The sequence below is a fragment of the Streptococcus sp. KHUD_013 genome (assembly GCF_052588545.1).
Genome location: NZ_CP186264.1, coordinates 1,341,344 through 1,356,811, shown reverse-complemented (window position 1 = coordinate 1,356,811; position 15,468 = coordinate 1,341,344). Strand labels below are relative to the sequence as shown.

General features: G+C 41.9%; 12 protein-coding genes. 9 read left to right on the top strand and 3 right to left on the bottom strand.

The window, feature by feature from the left end:
• Positions 1 to 56: 56 nt before the first annotated feature.
• From ACOXXR_RS06380 to alaS, 7 genes are all read left to right on the top strand, one after another.
• Entirely contained in the window at positions 57 to 611 is a 555-nt protein-coding gene (locus ACOXXR_RS06380) for a hypothetical protein (protein WP_023026610.1), read from the top strand.
• 424 nt (positions 612 to 1,035) lie between these two features.
• Positions 1,036 to 1,986, top strand: a complete 951-nt coding sequence (locus ACOXXR_RS06375) for a competence protein CoiA (RefSeq protein WP_023026611.1) — start codon at positions 1,036 to 1,038, stop codon at positions 1,984 to 1,986.
• A 70-nt stretch (positions 1,987 to 2,056) separates the two neighbouring features.
• Positions 2,057 to 3,859 carry an oligoendopeptidase F gene (gene pepF, locus ACOXXR_RS06370; protein WP_023026612.1) on the top strand — a complete coding sequence of 601 codons (1,803 nt, stop codon included), beginning with the start codon at positions 2,057 to 2,059 and terminating at the stop codon, positions 3,857 to 3,859.
• A gap of 1 nt (position 3,860) precedes the next feature.
• A complete protein-coding gene (locus ACOXXR_RS06365; RefSeq protein WP_023022719.1) occupies positions 3,861 to 4,574 on the top strand; it encodes an O-methyltransferase in 714 nt (237 codons plus the stop codon).
• A 77-nt stretch (positions 4,575 to 4,651) separates the two neighbouring features.
• Positions 4,652 to 5,593 (top strand): peptidylprolyl isomerase, encoded by a 942-nt coding sequence (locus tag ACOXXR_RS06360; RefSeq protein ID WP_445278298.1) that lies wholly within the window; start codon positions 4,652 to 4,654, stop codon positions 5,591 to 5,593.
• Positions 5,594 to 5,883: 290 nt separating this feature from the next.
• Positions 5,884 to 6,366, top strand: coding sequence for an LURP-one-related/scramblase family protein (locus ACOXXR_RS06355; protein WP_006596642.1), 483 nt, complete (start codon positions 5,884 to 5,886; stop codon positions 6,364 to 6,366).
• Between the two features lie 36 nt (positions 6,367 to 6,402).
• A complete protein-coding gene (gene alaS, locus ACOXXR_RS06350) occupies positions 6,403 to 9,021 on the top strand; it encodes an alanine--tRNA ligase (protein WP_445278297.1) in 2,619 nt (872 codons plus the stop codon).
• Positions 9,022 to 9,129: 108 nt separating this feature from the next.
• Here alaS and nrdF read toward each other — a convergent pair whose 3' ends face one another.
• The 3 genes from nrdF to nrdH form a co-directional block, all read right to left on the bottom strand.
• Positions 9,130 to 10,089, bottom strand: a complete 960-nt coding sequence (gene nrdF / locus ACOXXR_RS06345) for a class 1b ribonucleoside-diphosphate reductase subunit beta (protein ID WP_445278296.1) — start codon at positions 10,087 to 10,089, stop codon at positions 9,130 to 9,132.
• Positions 10,090 to 10,212: 123 nt separating this feature from the next.
• The gene (gene nrdE / locus ACOXXR_RS06340) at positions 10,213 to 12,372 is read right to left on the bottom strand and encodes a class 1b ribonucleoside-diphosphate reductase subunit alpha (RefSeq protein WP_445278295.1); all 2,160 of its coding nucleotides are present in this window, start codon (positions 12,370 to 12,372) and stop codon (positions 10,213 to 10,215) included.
• A 132-nt stretch (positions 12,373 to 12,504) separates the two neighbouring features.
• Complete coding sequence (gene nrdH, locus ACOXXR_RS06335; protein ID WP_006596951.1) at positions 12,505 to 12,723, bottom strand: glutaredoxin-like protein NrdH; 219 nt, start codon at positions 12,721 to 12,723, stop codon at positions 12,505 to 12,507.
• 430 nt (positions 12,724 to 13,153) lie between these two features.
• Between nrdH and ACOXXR_RS06330 the strand changes: the two genes are divergently transcribed.
• Both ACOXXR_RS06330 and ptsP read left to right on the top strand, forming a co-directional pair.
• Complete coding sequence (locus ACOXXR_RS06330; RefSeq protein ID WP_006596636.1) at positions 13,154 to 13,417, top strand: phosphocarrier protein HPr; 264 nt, start codon at positions 13,154 to 13,156, stop codon at positions 13,415 to 13,417.
• Positions 13,418 to 13,419: 2 nt separating this feature from the next.
• Positions 13,420 to 15,153 carry a phosphoenolpyruvate--protein phosphotransferase gene (gene ptsP / locus ACOXXR_RS06325; protein ID WP_445278294.1) on the top strand — a complete coding sequence of 578 codons (1,734 nt, stop codon included), beginning with the start codon at positions 13,420 to 13,422 and terminating at the stop codon, positions 15,151 to 15,153.
• The last annotated feature ends 315 nt before the right edge of the window (positions 15,154 to 15,468 follow it).

Below are 15,468 nucleotides of genomic sequence, written 5' to 3'. Positions count from 1 at the left end.
ACGGCAACCTAGCTTGATGCTAAAATGGTAGTGGAAGCTTAAAAAGGAGAGAGTGAATGAAAAAAATACTATTATCGACGCTTGCTTTACTGGGAGTGATGGGGCTAGTAGCCTGCTCGAATCAAGAAGGGACCTCGTCCAGTGAAAAGTCTGTAAAGGAAACACGCCAGTCATCAACCTCTTCTCAGGGCAAGAAAGTGACCAGCTTGAAAGGATCCTCAGAGTCTCCTTTTGTCTTGTATACAGATGAGGAACTTGAAAATGCTAGAACTGTTGGAGACTTTAAAGCGCTCTATGCTTTGATGATGGACCGAACCGTTGCTCATTCAGAGGAAGCAGGAGCATCACTGACGGGCTCAGCTAAAGAGACCTATGAGACCTATCTGAAAGATTTGAAAGAGAAAATGGAAACGAGCAAGGCCCGCTTTAATGAATCCATGGATACGATAGGGTCCGAAGATACCGAAGTTCCGGAAGCTACTCGTGCAACCATTGTTGAAAAATTTGAAACGGCTCGAAAACAAGCTGAAGCATCTGAAAATGGGACCGCTCCATCATCGGAAACTCCAGATCCGGCATCAGACGAGAATTCGAGCGAGTCAGATCAATAAGCGAGGGATGTTTTTAAACGTCTCGTCTAGGATGGATGAGCAGTTGCTTTACATGTAAGGACGATTATATCTAAACAAGGAGCTTGGCTCCTTTCAGATTGAAGATAAAGTAATTTTAGAAACTTTCCTTAGGTGAGTACGGACGTCAGCGAACTTCTACGAAGTTCCATGACTTAGTTTTGAGCCTAAGGTCTCAAAACTCCCGAGTGCCTGAAACAACTGTGTTTCAGGCACTTTTCTCACGGCGGAAAGTTTTTCATCTTCTTAAACGACTAAAAAATGAAAGTCATTTTTTGAAAATCATCCAGCTGTTTTATAAAAAAATAATAGTTTGTCTGGATTCAACAAGGAGCTGGGCTCCTTTTTTTCTTTCTCTTCTATAGAAGCCTCTTCGGTTACGAATTATATAAGTGGAGGTGATGACATGTTTATTGCGACAGATGCAAAGCAACAGCGTTGGAATTGTTTGGAGAAGATCCCGATGAAAAAGGAAGGTCCTTTTTTCTGTCTCTTGTGTGGAAAGGAAGTCCGCTTAAAGAAAGGGGTCGTGATGCGTCCTCATTTTGCTCACGTTAGCCTAGAGGCTTGCCCCTTTCATCATGAGACGGAAAGTCCCGAACATCTAGAGTTAAAGCTGGGGCTTTATCAATGGGCCAAGCAAAACTCAGATGCTGAAGTAGAAAGTCCTCTGCAGGCTTTCCAACAGATTGCGGATGTTCTCCTTCCGGATCAAAAGATTGCCTTAGAAGTGCAATGTAGTTCCTTGTCTATGGAGCGTTTGAAAGAACGGAGCGATGCCTATCGCAAGCATGGTTATCAGGTCTATTGGTTGTTAGGGAAAAACTTGTGGCTTAAGAAAAGCTTGTCTGCTCTGCAAGAAGGTTTTGTCTATTTTAGTCAAAATAGGGGCTTTCATCTCTGGGAGTTGGACCTAGAGAAGCAGGAAGTTCGTCTCCACTATCTCATTCATCAAGACTTGCGAGGGCGTCTTTATTATCGGACTCAACATTTTCCTTTTTATGGAGGGAATCTGTTAGAAGTTTTGCGGACGCCTTATGCCCAACAAAACTTGCAACAAATGACAGTCCCTCTAGACAGACAGTTTAAGGACTATCTTCGTCAACAGCTGTACTACCGGCATTCTAAATGGATGGCTCTTCAGGAACAACTCTATCTGAAAGGAAAGCATCTCCTGGAATTGGACTTGGAAGCTTTTTATCCCCTTTGTCGGCCGCTGAAGTCTTCCCATTTTATCCAGATTAGGGGAGATTGGCGAAGCTATTACCAGGACTTTATGACCTACTATCGTTCAACTGGAATGAAAGCGACGCAGACTCTTTATTCACCTCGTTTTTATCAGAATGGGAAAGCTTAAATTTCCGTGAATCAAATACCCCCAAATGGTAATATATGTGATAAAATAGAAACATTGGAGGATTTTTGTAATGGTAAAACAACGAAATGAAATTGATGAAAAATACCAATGGGATTTGTCAACCATTTTTGCGACAGACCAAGCTTGGGAAGAAGAAGCAACTGCTTTAGCTGCAGCGATTAAAGATGCTGCCCATTTTGCAGGCTCTTTATTGTCTTCTCCAGCCAACCTATTAGAAACAACAGAAGTTTATTTGGACTTGAGCCGTCGTTTGGAGAAGGTCTATGTCTACGCCCATATGAAGAATGATCAGGATACGCGCGTAGCCAAATACCAAGAATTCCAATCAAAAGCCATGTCCCTTTACAGCCTTTTAGGGGAGACTTTTGCCTTCTACGAACCAGAATTTATGGAGATCACCGAAGAGCAATATGCCAACTTCTTGAAAGAAGTCCCTGCCTTAGAAGCTTATGCTCATTACTTTGACAAATTGCTCAAAACCAAAGAGCACGTTCTTTCTCAAAAAGAAGAAGAATTGCTAGCAGGAGCGGGTGAAATCTTTGCTGCTGCGGGTGAAACCTTTGAGATTCTGGACAATGCCGATATCGTCTTCCCAATGGTGAAAGATGACCAAGGGCAAAAAGTGCAGTTGACTCATGGAAACTATATTTCTTTGGTAGAGTCGAAGGATCGCCAAGTCCGTAAGGAAGCTTACCAAGCCTTGTATGGTGTCTACGAACAGTACCAACATACTTATGCCAAGACCCTTCAGACCAACGTCAAGGTCCACAATTACAATGCTAAGGTTCGCAAATTCTCTAGCGCGCGTGAAGCAGCTCTTTCTGCTAACTTTATCCCAGAGAGCGTCTATGATAGCTTGGTAGAAGCGGTTAACAAGCATTTGCCTTTGTTACAACGCTACGTGAAACTTCGCTCAAAAATCTTGGGAATTGAAGATTTGAAGATGTATGATGTCTACACACCATTGTCTTCTACTGATTACAAGTTCACCTACGAAGAAGCCCTTGCTAAATCTGAGCAGGCTTTGGCGGTGCTTGGTGATGATTACCTATCCCGCGTGAAGCGCGCCTTCACCGAACGTTGGATCGACGTCCATGTCAACCAAGGGAAACGCTCAGGGGCCTATTCAGGTGGTTCATACGATACCAATGCCTTTATGTTGTTAAACTGGCAAGATACATTGGACAACCTCTTCACCTTGGTGCATGAAACTGGTCACAGTATGCATTCTAGCTATACACGTGAGACCCAACCTTATGTCTATGGAGATTATTCTATCTTCCTTGCTGAGATTGCTTCCACAACCAATGAAAATATCTTGACTGAGCAATTGTTGGCAGAAGTAGAAGATGATGAAACCCGTTTTGCCATTCTCAACCACTTCTTGGATGGTTTCCGTGGTACCGTCTTCCGTCAAACCCAGTTTGCTGAGTTTGAGCATGCCATTCATAAAGCAGATCAAGAAGGACAAGTCTTGACCAGCGAATTCTTGAATGAGCTCTATGCGGACTTGAACGAGAAATACTATGGTCTTTCTAAAGAAGACAATCCAGAAATCCAATACGAATGGGCTCGTATTCCTCATTTCTACTATAACTACTATGTTTTCCAATATTCAACCGGTTTTGCAGCAGCTTCTGCCTTGGCTGAGAAAATCGTTCATGGAACACAAGAAGATAAGGACAAATATCTAGAGTATTTGAAGGCCGGAAATTCAGATTACCCACTCAACGTCATCCGCAAGGCGGGTGTCGATATGGAAAAAGAAGACTACCTCAATGCAGCCTTTGAAGTCTTTGAACGTCGTCTCAATGAATTTGAGGCCCTGGTTGAAAAATTAGGATTGGCCTAAGATGGTTGAGTCTTATAGTAAAAATGCTAACCACAATATGCGCAGACCAGTTGTGAAGGAGGAAATTGTCTCCTTTATGCGGGAGCGCCAAGCACCGGTAACCGATGCTTTAAAGGAGCTAGAAGAATTTGCTCGTCGGGAAAATATTCCCATTATCCCTCATGAAACGGTCGCTTTCTTTCGTCTCTTTTTGCAGACCATGCAGCCCAAGTCTATTTTAGAAATTGGGACAGCGATCGGCTTTTCGGCCCTCTTGATGGCGGAGCAAGTGCCGGATGCAAAGATTATGACCATTGATCGCAACGAGGAAATGATTGGTTTTGCTAAAGAAAACTTTGCTCGTTTTGATCAACGCAAGCAGATCACCCTCTTAGAGGGGGATGCGGTGGACCTGCTGGAGCATATTGAGCAACGCTTTGACTTGATTTTTATGGATTCGGCTAAGTCTAAGTACATCGTCTTTCTTCCAGAAGTTCTCAAACGATTGGAAGTTGGAGGAGTCGTGATTTTGGACGATATCTTTCAAGGAGGAGATGTGGCGCGTGATATCATGGAAGTTCGTCGTGGACAACGCACCATCTATCGAGGATTGCAACGTCTCTTTGATGCCACTTTGGATCATCCTGGCTTGACAGCCAGTCTGATTCCCCTCGGTGACGGCATTCTTATGATTCGTAAAAATCAGGAAAAGGTTTCTTTGCCGACAGAAGAGTAGCTTTTAGAATTATTTAAGTTATTCTTTTGATTTTGTGGTAAAATAGTAGCAGTGAATTTTAGAATGGAGAAATAAACATGAAGAAAAAATTTGTAGCTGGAGCGGTGACCCTTTTATCAGTCGTAGCGCTAGCAGCTTGTGCAAAAAGTGGCAGTGACAAAGATATCGTCACCATGAAGGGTGACACGATCACTGTTGGTGATTTCTATGATGAAATCAAACATAACCAAGGTGCACAACAATACCTGTTCCAAATGACCATTAATAAAGTCTTTGAAAAAGAATACGGCTCAAAAGTCTCAGACAAAGATGTTGAGAAAAAAGTTGATGAGCAGAAAAAACAATTGGGTGAAGCCTTCAATAGCTACCTCACTCAACAAGGGTTGACAGAAGAAACCAACAAACAACAAATCCGTAGTAACCTTTTGTTAGAGTATGCGGTTGACCAAGCTATTTCAAAAGAGTTGACAGACGAAGCTTATAAAAAAGCCTTTGAAAGCTATACACCAGAAATCACTGCAAATGTGATAAAATTGGATTCAGAAGAAAAAGCGAATGAAGTTCTTGCAAGTGTAAAAGCTGAAGGCGCTGACTTTGCACAAATTGCCAAAGAAAATTCTACAGATGCTAGCACCAAAGAAAAGGGTGGAGAAATCAAATTTGACTCTGGAACAACAACTGTTCCAACCCGTGTCAAGGAAGCAGCATCTAAGCTTGATGTAAATGGTATTTCAGATGTCGTTATTGATCCTGCTAGTCAAAAAAGCGCTGGTGCCTACTATATCGTTAAAGTAACTAAGAAGGAAGAAAAAGGATCTGACTGGAAGAAATACGAAAAACGCTTGAAAGAAATTCTGACGGCAGAACGTAAAAATGATGCCAACTTTATCCGTAGCATCATTGCCAAAGCAATGACAAATGCCAATATCAAGGTCAAAGATGATGCCTTCAAGGCAACCTTCAACCAATACATGCAAAATATTGGTGCAACAACAGAAGATAGCTCATCTTCTAAATAAGGATATTAGTTGACGAGCATTGTATTTATCTGTATAATGAGATAGTTGAGAATAAATCATTTAGAATCAGATTCAGAGAAGTGGCGGGGGTGCGAGCCATGGAAGAGGAATGATTTTGCTACTCAATAGAACAATTACATAATCGAATGAAGAATGACAAGTTCATTGAATGAAGGTGGTACCGCGGTTTTTCGCCCTTCGTTAGTGAGCTTGTCTTTTTTTCAGCATTTCTACCGGAGATCCTTTCTAATAAGAGAAAGGTTTTAATAAGGATTTGCAGGAGGAAACTGATGAAAACGTATCTGGTCAAACAAAAGTTTCGACTTGGAGGGGAACGCTTTGATATCAAAAATGATCTGGGAATGGTAGAATACCAGGTAGAAGGTTCATTTTTGAAAATTCCTAAAACCTTTACGGTATTTGATGTGGAAGGCCAGAAGGTCAGCCATATCACGAAGAAGCCTTTTAGCCTCTTACCTCAATTCACTGTAGAATTAGCGGATGGCTCCAGTTTTTTTATCCGTAAAAAACTGACCTTACTCCGTGATAAGTACGAAATTTCTAATTTAGGACTACGCATCGAAGGCAATATCTGGGATTTGGATTTCAAGTTATTGGATGATCGCGACCAGCTGGTTGCAGAGATTAGCAAGCAAGTCTTTACCTTGACGTCGACTTATCAGGTTTCCGTCTATGAAGAGGAATATGCCAATCTGGTGATTTCCTTGTGTCTTGCCATTGACTATGTAGAAATGATGGAAAATGGCTCCTAAGCCAATCAATAGAAAACAATAAATAGAGGAGAAAACATGAAACAATTATCTAGTGCACAAGTCCGCCAAATGTGGCTTGATTTCTGGGCGACCAAAGGTCACTCAGTAGAACCATCTGTTAGCTTGGTTCCAGTAAACGACCCAACCCTTTTGTGGATCAACTCAGGGGTTGCAACCCTTAAGAAATACTTTGATGGAACTATCATCCCTGAAAACCCACGGATTACCAATGCGCAAAAAGCCATCCGTACCAACGATATCGAAAACGTAGGGAAGACGGCGCGTCACCATACTATGTTTGAAATGCTGGGGAACTTCTCCATCGGGGATTACTTCCGTGACGAAGCCATTACCTGGGCTTATGAACTCTTGACAAGTCCGGAGTGGTTTGACTTCCCTAAAGACAAACTCTACATGACCTACTATCCAGCTGATACAGATTCATACAACCGCTGGATCGAAGTGGGCGTGGACCCAAGTCACTTGATCCCAATCGAAGACAACTTCTGGGAAATCGGTGCTGGACCTTCTGGACCAGATACAGAAATCTTCTTTGACCGTGGAGAAGCATTTGACCCAGAAAACATCGGTATTCGCCTTCTTGCAGAAGATATCGAAAACGACCGTTACATCGAAATCTGGAACATTGTCTTGTCACAATTTAACGCGGACCCTGCTGTTCCTCGTAGCGAGTACAAGGAATTGCCACACAAGAACATTGATACGGGAGCTGGTTTGGAGCGTTTGGTGGCGGTGATTCAAGGGGCTAAGACAAACTTTGAAACTGACCTCTTCATGCCAATCATCCGTGAAGTTGAGAAATTATCTGGTAAGGTTTACGACCAAGATGGCGACAACATGAGCTTCAAGGTTATTGCAGACCACATCCGTTCGCTTTCATTCGCGATTGGGGATGGTGCTCTTCCTGGAAATGAAGGTCGTGGTTATGTCCTCCGTCGTCTTCTGCGTCGTGCCTCTATGCATGGTCAAAAATTGGGCATCAACGAGCCTTTCCTATACAAACTCGTTCCAACTGTTGGAAAAATCATGGAAAGCTATTACCCAGAAGTGCTTGAAAAACGTGACTTTATTGAGAAAATTGTCAAGAGCGAAGAAGAGTCATTTGCGCGAACCCTTCACTCAGGTCAACACTTTGCCCAAGGTATCGTAGCAGACTTGAAAGAAAAAGGCCAAACTGTGATTGCTGGTCAAGATGTCTTCAAACTTTATGATACATACGGATTCCCAGTGGAATTGACAGAAGAAATCGCTGAAGAAGCTGGTATGACTGTAGACCGTGAAGGTTTTGAAGTAGCCATGAAGGAACAACAAGAGCGTGCGCGTGCATCTGCTGTCAAAGGCGGATCTATGGGGATGCAAAACGAAACCCTTCAAAACATCACTGTAGAAAGTGTCTTTAACTACAATGCTAGCCAACTGCCTTCTAAGTTGGTGGCTATCGTAGCGGACAATGCAGAAGTAGAAGCTGTTTCAGAAGGGACTGCATCACTGATCTTTGCAGAAACACCATTCTATGCTGAAATGGGTGGACAAGTTGCGGACCATGGTCAAATTTTGGATGCTGCAGGAAATGTCGTAGCGACTGTAACAGATGTACAAAAGGCACCAAATGGCCAACCACTTCATACTGTTGAAGTTCTTGCGCCACTTGCTTTGAACCAAGAATACACCTTGGCTATCGATAGCAATCGTCGTCACCGTGTCATGAAGAACCACACAGCCACTCACTTGCTCCATGCAGCTCTTCACAATATCCTTGGCCACCATGCCACTCAAGCAGGATCACTTAATGAAGTGGAATTCCTACGTTTTGACTTCACTCACTTCCAAGCTGTGACTCCAGAAGAGTTGCGTGCTATTGAGCAACAAGTCAATGAGAAGATTTGGGAAGCCATCGCAGTGGAAACTGTTGAGACAGATATTGACACCGCTAAAGAAATGGGAGCTATGGCCCTCTTTGGTGAGAAATACGGTAAGGAAGTTCGCGTTGTCACTATCGGGGACTACTCAGTGGAACTGTGTGGTGGTACCCACGTTGGCAATACTTCTGAAATCGGTCTCTTCAAGATTGTCAAGGAAGAAGGGATCGGATCAGGAACTCGTCGGATCTTGGCAGTGACTGGTAAGGAAGCCTTTGAAGCTTACCGTGAACAAGAAGATGCACTGAAAGCAGTCGCAGCAACCTTGAAAGCACCTCAACTCAAGGAAGTACCTCACAAGGTTGAAGGACTTCAAGAACAACTCCGTCAATTGCAAAAAGAAAATGCAGAATTGAAGGAAAAAGCTGCAGCAGCGGCGGCAGGTGATGTCTTCAAGAATGTTCAAGAAGCAAACGGACACCGTTATATTGCCAGCCAAGTTTCTGTATCAGATGCAGGTGCCCTTCGTACCTTTGCGGATAACTGGAAACAAAAAGATTACTCTGATGTGCTTGTTCTTGTCGCAGCAATTGGTGACAAGGTCAATGTCCTTGTAGCCAGCAAGACAAAAGAGGTGCATGCAGGTAATGTGATTAAAGAATTGGCTCCAATCGTCGATGGACGTGGTGGTGGTAAACCAGACATGGCCATGGCAGGAGGAAGCAACCAAGCGAAAATCCAAGAATTGTTGGATGCTGTAGCAGGTAAATTGTAAGAATCGGAGAGGTTGGATGTTTGTCCAATCTCTTTTTTCAAAAAAGAATTGGCTCCAATCAGAAAAAGATTGCAACAAAAAACCTTTCCGTCTGGAAAGGTTTTTGACTTATAGTCCGTAATTATAATCGTCATCCTGCATGGCTTCTACTTCACCGAGTAGGTAACCATTTCCGACTTGAGAGAAGAAGTCGTGGTTGGATGTTCCGGTTGAGATTCCGTTCATGACGATTGGGTTGACATCATCTGCTGAGTCTGGGAAAAGTGGATCTTGTCCCAAGTTCATGAGGGCTTTATTAGCATTGTAACGAAGGAAGGTCTTGACTTCCTCTGTCCAGCCCACACCGTCATAGAGGCTTTCTGTATAGCCTTCTTCGTTTTCATAGAGGGTGTAGAGCAGGTCATACATCCACTCTTTGAGTCTTTCTTGTTCGTCTTCTGGTAATTCGTTAAATCCAAGTTGGAACTTGTAACCGATATAGGTTCCGTGAACAGATTCGTCCCGAATGATCAACTTGATGATTTCAGCAACGTTGGCTAACTTGTTGTTTCCAAGATAGTAGAGGGGTGTGAAGAAACCAGAGTAGAAGAGGAAGGTTTCAAGGAAGACGCTGGCAACTTTCTTTTCAAGGGGAGTCCCATTGAGGTAGATTTCATTGATGATTTCTGCCTTCTTTTGAAGGAAAGGATTGGTATTGGTCCATTCGAAAATCTCTTCGATTTCTGACTTGGTATTCAAGGTTGAAAAGATAGAAGAGTAAGACTTAGCATGGACAGATTCCATGAATTGGATGTTGTTAAAGACAGCTTCTTCATGGGGAGTACGAATATCCGCACGAAGAGCCTGAACACCTGTTTCAGATTGCATGGTATCTAGAAGGGTCAATCCACCAAAGACTTTACCAACCAAGTCTTTTTCCTTGTGAGATAATTTTCTCCAGTCGTCCAAGTCGTTTGACAAAGGAATACGCGTATCCAACCAAAATTGTTCGGTTAGCTTTTCCCAAGTCGATTTATCGATGACATCCTCGATGGCATTCCAGTTAATGGCTTTGTAGTAAGTTTCCATTTGAAATCTCTTTCTTTTTCTAATTCATTCGATCATACAATCATTATTATTCTAACACAATTGTTAGAATACCGCACAAAAAGTCGGCGAACCGACTTTTTGGTAGCAATGGATCAGAGTGTCTTAGATGACACAGCTTTCACATTGGTTTGCGCCAACTTCTCCACCATCATCAGTAAAGGTACGGACGTAGTAGATAGACTTGATTCCCTTATTAAAGGCATAGTTACGAAGGATAGACAAGTCACGAGTGGTTTGTTTGTTTTCAGTTTTCCATTCGTAAAGACCTTTTGGAATGTCACTGCGCATAAAGAGAGTCAGTGAGAGCCCTTGGTCTACGTGCTCAGTTGCGGCAGCATAGACATCGATGACTTTCCGCATATCCATATCGTAGGCAGAAGTGTAGTAAGGGATGGTATCTGTTGATAATCCTGCTGCAGGGTAGTAGATCTTACCGATTTTCTTCTCTTGACGTTCTTCAATCCGTTGTGTAATTGGGTGGATAGAAGCAGACACGTCATTGATGTAGCTGATAGAACCATTTGGTGCTACAGCTAAACGGTTTTGGTGGTAAAGACCATCTGCTTTCACTTTATCACGAAGTTCAGCCCAATCTTCTGCACTAGGGATGAAGATGTCTTTAAAGAGTTCTTTGACACGCTCTGATTTTGGAACAAACTCTCCAGTCGTGTACTTTTCAAAGTAAGTACCGTTTGCGTAGTCTGATTTTTCAAAGTTGTGGAAGGTAACACCCCGTTCACGCGCGATGTTGTTTGATTCTACGAGGGTCCAGTAGTTCATAAGCATGAAGTAGATGCTAGTGAACTCAACAGACTCAGGTGATCCGTACTCGATCAATTGTTGCGCAAGATAGCTATGAAGTCCCATCGCACCGAGGCCAAAGGTATGCGCTAGGCTATTTCCATGGTCGATCGTAGGAACAGCGACGATGTGAGAACTATCTGTCACAAAGGTCAAAGCACGAACCATGGCACGAATAGAACGACCAAAGTCAGGTGAGGTCATCATGTTGACAACGTTGGTTGAACCAAGGTTACATGAGACGTCAGTTCCCATTTTAATGAACTCTTGAGCATCGTTGATCAAGCTTGGTTCTTGAACCTGGAGGATCTCTGAACACAAGTTACTCATGATGATTTTGCCATCAACTGGGTTTGCGCGGTTAGCAGTATCGATATTAACCACATACGGATAACCAGATTCTTGTTGCAATTTAGAAATTTCTGTTTCCAAATCACGGGCTTTAATTTTTGTCTTACGGATGTTTGGATTAGCAACCAACTCATCGTATTTTTCAGTGATGTCGATATAGTTGAATGGCACTCCGTATTCACGCTCTACAGAATATGGGCTGAAGAGGTACATTTCTTCATTTTTACGTGCCAATTCGTAGAATTTATCAGGTACCACAACACCAAGTGATAGAGTCTTCACACGAACTTTTTCATCGGCATTTTCTTTCTTAGTAGAAAGGAAGGCGATGATGTCTGGGTGGAAGACGTTGAGGTAAACAACCCCCGCCCCTTGACGTTGACCAAGTTGGTTAGAGTAAGAGAAGCTATCTTCAAAGAGCTTCATAACAGGAACGACCCCAGAAGCAGCTCCTTCATAGCCTTTGATCGGTGCTCCAGCTTCACGAAGGTTGCTGAGGGAGATTCCAACCCCACCGCCGATACGTGACAGTTGAAGGGCAGAGTTGATAGAGCGTCCAATCGCATTCATATCATCTGTTACTTGGATCAAGAAACAGGAAACCAATTCACCACGGCGTGCACGACCTGCATTTAGGAAAGATGGTGTAGCTGGTTGGTAGCGTTGGTGGATGATTTCGTTTGCGATGTCTTTGGCAATGTCTTCATTTCCATCTGCAAAATAGAGAGCATTGAAGAAGACGCGGTCTTCCATGCTTTCGAGATAGTATTCTCCATCATTTGTTTTCAGCGCATACTGGTTATAGAATTTATAGGCAGCCATGAAGGACTTGAATTGGAAGTTTTGGTCTTTGATAAATTGATAAAGTTCTTCCAAGAATTCTGGACGATATTTCTTGATAAAAGCTGTTTCGATATAGTTGTGTTCAATAAGGTAATTGATTTTATCCGTTATTGAATCAAAGGCCATGGTATTTGGCACAACATTTTCTTTAAAGAAAGCATCCAAGGCTTCTTTGTCTTTATGAAGCATGATTTGACCGTTTACTGGACGGTTGATTTCATTATTAAGACGGAAGTAGGTTACGTCTTCAAGTGATTTTAATCCCATAATGTTCCTTTTTCTAGTTCAAAAACAAAGGGGAGGCAAGCTCCCCCTGTACAAGTAAAAGGGCCAGGGAATACCGTAGTCAAGGACTACAATAATTCATTCCCCAGACCAATCAGATCCTGTTTGATAATGTTAAGATAATTTTTTGAGCTTAGCTGGTTGGAAGCCAGAGAAGACTTCATCTGCCGTTTGGATAACTGGCGCAGCATTGAAACCAAGGTTCTTCACATGGTCTACAAACTCAGGTTGCTCATCTAGATTAATTTCACGGTATTCAACGTGATTGGTATCTAAAAAACGTTTGGTCATTTTACATTGAACGCAATTATTTTTTGAATAAATTGTCACCATAATGTGATCTAACTCCTCTAAATTCATAAATCTGTATCTAGTATAAACAAAAGGTTTTTCCTTGTCAAGAGTTTTAACTAAATATTGTGCACATAAATTAACTATACCGGAAGATACCACAACATGTAGTATTGTAAGAATTAGTGAAAATTGAGGAAAACGTGATAAAATATAGGTTTTTAAAGTCAAAGGAATTCCTATCTTTTTCCTAAAATTCTATATACTGTGTCCATGAAAGCAATTCTATTTATTTAATAGAAGAAAGTAAAAAAAGCAGTTCAAAAGAAGAGAAAAATTGAGTGCTTCCTGTAAGTATTTTCAGTAAGTGTGTGATAAAAATCTTGAAAAATATTGGAGAAGATGATATAATAGCAAATTGTAAGGGTTATCACAGATAACTCAAAACTAATTTTAAAAGGAGAGTCAAACTATGGCTTCTAAAGATTTCCACATCGTGGCAGAAACAGGTATCCACGCACGTCCAGCAACTTTGTTGGTTCAAACTGCTAGCAAATTTGCTTCAGATATTACTCTTGAATACAAAGGTAAATCAGTTAACTTGAAATCAATCATGGGTGTTATGAGCCTTGGTGTTGGTCAAGGAGCTGACGTTGTAATCTCAGCTGAAGGTGCTGACGCTGATGATGCTCTTGCAGCAATCGCTGAAACAATGGAAAAAGAAGGATTGGCATAAACATGACAGAAATGCTTAAAGGAATTGCAGCATCTGATGGTGTTGCCGTTGCTAAGGCATATCTACTTGTTCAACCCGACTTGTCATTTGAAACAATCTCAGTTGAAGATACAAATGCAGAAGAAGCTCGTTTGGATGCAGCTCTTGAAGCTTCACAAAACGAGCTTTCTCTTATTCGGGAGAATGCAGTAGCGAGCCTTGGTGAGGAAGCAGCACAAGTATTTGATGCTCACATGATGGTTCTTTCTGACCCTGAAATGGTTGGTCAGATCAAGGAAACAATTCGCACGAAGAAGGTGAATGCTGAGGCTGGTTTAAAAGAAGTTACAGACATGTTTATCACCATCTTTGAAGGAATGGAAGATAACCCATACATGCAAGAACGTGCAGCAGATATTCGCGATGTTACCAAACGTGTTCTTGCAAACTTGCTTGGTAAAAAATTGCCAAACCCTGCGACCATCAATGAAGAAGCAATTGTGGTTGCGCATGACTTGACTCCATCAGATACAGCTCAATTGAACAAACAGTTCGTTAAAGCTTTTGTTACAAACATTGGTGGCCGTACAAGTCACTCAGCGATCATGGCGCGTACACTTGAAATCGCAGCTGTTCTTGGTACAAACAACATTACAGATCTTGTAAAAGATGGTGATGTGTTGGCCGTATCTGGAATCACTGGTGAAGTAGTCATCAACCCAAGTGAAGAACAAATTGCAGCCTTTAAAGCAGCTGGTGAAGCTTATGCGAAACAAAAAGCTGAATGGGCTCTTTTGAAAGATGCTAAAACCGTTACTGCAGATGGTAAACACTTTGAGTTGGCTGCTAACATCGGTACACCTAAAGACGTTGAAGGTGTGAACGAAAACGGTGCAGAAGCAGTTGGTCTCTACCGTACTGAATTCTTGTACATGGATTCTCAAGACTTCCCAACTGAAGACGACCAATATCAAGCTTACAAAGCAGTTCTTGAAGGTATGAACGGTAAGCCTGTTGTCGTTCGTACGATGGATATCGGTGGGGATAAAGAACTTCCTTACTTCGATCTTCCTAAAGAAATGAACCCATTCTTGGGTTACCGCGCTTTGCGTATCTCCATCTCTGAAACTGGTAACCAAATGTTCCGTACTCAATTACGTGCCTTGCTTCGTGCATCTGTTCACGGTAAATTGCGGATCATGTTCCCAATGGTTGCTTTGTTGACGGAGTTCCGTACCGCTAAAGGTATTCTTGAAGAAGAAAAAGCGAAATTGGTTGCTGAAGGTGTTGCCGTTGCTGACGACATCGAAGTAGGTATCATGATTGAAATCCCAGCAGCAGCAATGTTGGCTGACCAATTTGCCAAAGAAGTTGACTTCTTCTCAATTGGTACAAACGACTTGATCCAATACACAATGGCTGCTGACCGTATGAACGAACAAGTATCATACCTTTACCAACCATATAACCCATCAATCCTTCGCTTGATTAACAACGTTATCAAGGCAGCTCACGCTGAAGGTAAATGGGCTGGTATGTGTGGTGAAATGGCCGGTGACCAAACAGCTGTTCCACTCCTTGTCGGAATGGGCTTGGATGAGTTCTCAATGTCAGCTACATCAGTCCTTCGTACACGTAGCTTGATGAAGAAATTGGATACAACTAAGATGCAAGAATACGCTAACCGTGCTCTTACTGAATGTTCAACAATGGAAGAAGTTCTTGAACTTTCTAAAGAATACGTGAACGTAGATTAATTGATTTTAAGAATCTGATAACAAAGTTATCACCTTGGAAGAGGTGGTAGCTTTTTTATTTTGCTACTTTATTTGTCTTATAAAGGAAGTAGCTGAATAAAAATAGAGTAGATATCCCTATATCAAAACAAAAAATCTAAATTTTCTAAAAATTTTCGGAAATAGGTTTAATTACAATGATTTTTATAGTATAATGTTAGAAAGATAGTTTGAAAGCTGAACAATTGTGAATTGATTTTAGGAAATTTCAGGGAAAACTTGGAAGTTTTGAATTATTTTCATATATTTTCATCGCATTATTCAAGAAATAATCTT

Coding starts and splice junctions, on each gene's coding strand:
- ACOXXR_RS06380 (WP_023026610.1), top strand. CDS start 57: ATGAAAAAAATACTATTATCGACGCTTGCTTTACTGGGAGTGATGGGG.
- ACOXXR_RS06375 (WP_023026611.1), top strand. CDS start 1,036: ATGTTTATTGCGACAGATGCAAAGCAACAGCGTTGGAATTGTTTGGAG.
- pepF (WP_023026612.1), top strand. CDS start 2,057: ATGGTAAAACAACGAAATGAAATTGATGAAAAATACCAATGGGATTTG.
- ACOXXR_RS06365 (WP_023022719.1), top strand. CDS start 3,861: ATGGTTGAGTCTTATAGTAAAAATGCTAACCACAATATGCGCAGACCA.
- ACOXXR_RS06360 (WP_445278298.1), top strand. CDS start 4,652: ATGAAGAAAAAATTTGTAGCTGGAGCGGTGACCCTTTTATCAGTCGTA.
- ACOXXR_RS06355 (WP_006596642.1), top strand. CDS start 5,884: ATGAAAACGTATCTGGTCAAACAAAAGTTTCGACTTGGAGGGGAACGC.
- alaS (WP_445278297.1), top strand. CDS start 6,403: ATGAAACAATTATCTAGTGCACAAGTCCGCCAAATGTGGCTTGATTTC.
- nrdF (WP_445278296.1), bottom strand. CDS start 10,089: ATGGAAACTTACTACAAAGCCATTAACTGGAATGCCATCGAGGATGTC.
- nrdE (WP_445278295.1), bottom strand. CDS start 12,372: ATGGGATTAAAATCACTTGAAGACGTAACCTACTTCCGTCTTAATAAT.
- nrdH (WP_006596951.1), bottom strand. CDS start 12,723: ATGGTGACAATTTATTCAAAAAATAATTGCGTTCAATGTAAAATGACC.
- ACOXXR_RS06330 (WP_006596636.1), top strand. CDS start 13,154: ATGGCTTCTAAAGATTTCCACATCGTGGCAGAAACAGGTATCCACGCA.
- ptsP (WP_445278294.1), top strand. CDS start 13,420: ATGACAGAAATGCTTAAAGGAATTGCAGCATCTGATGGTGTTGCCGTT.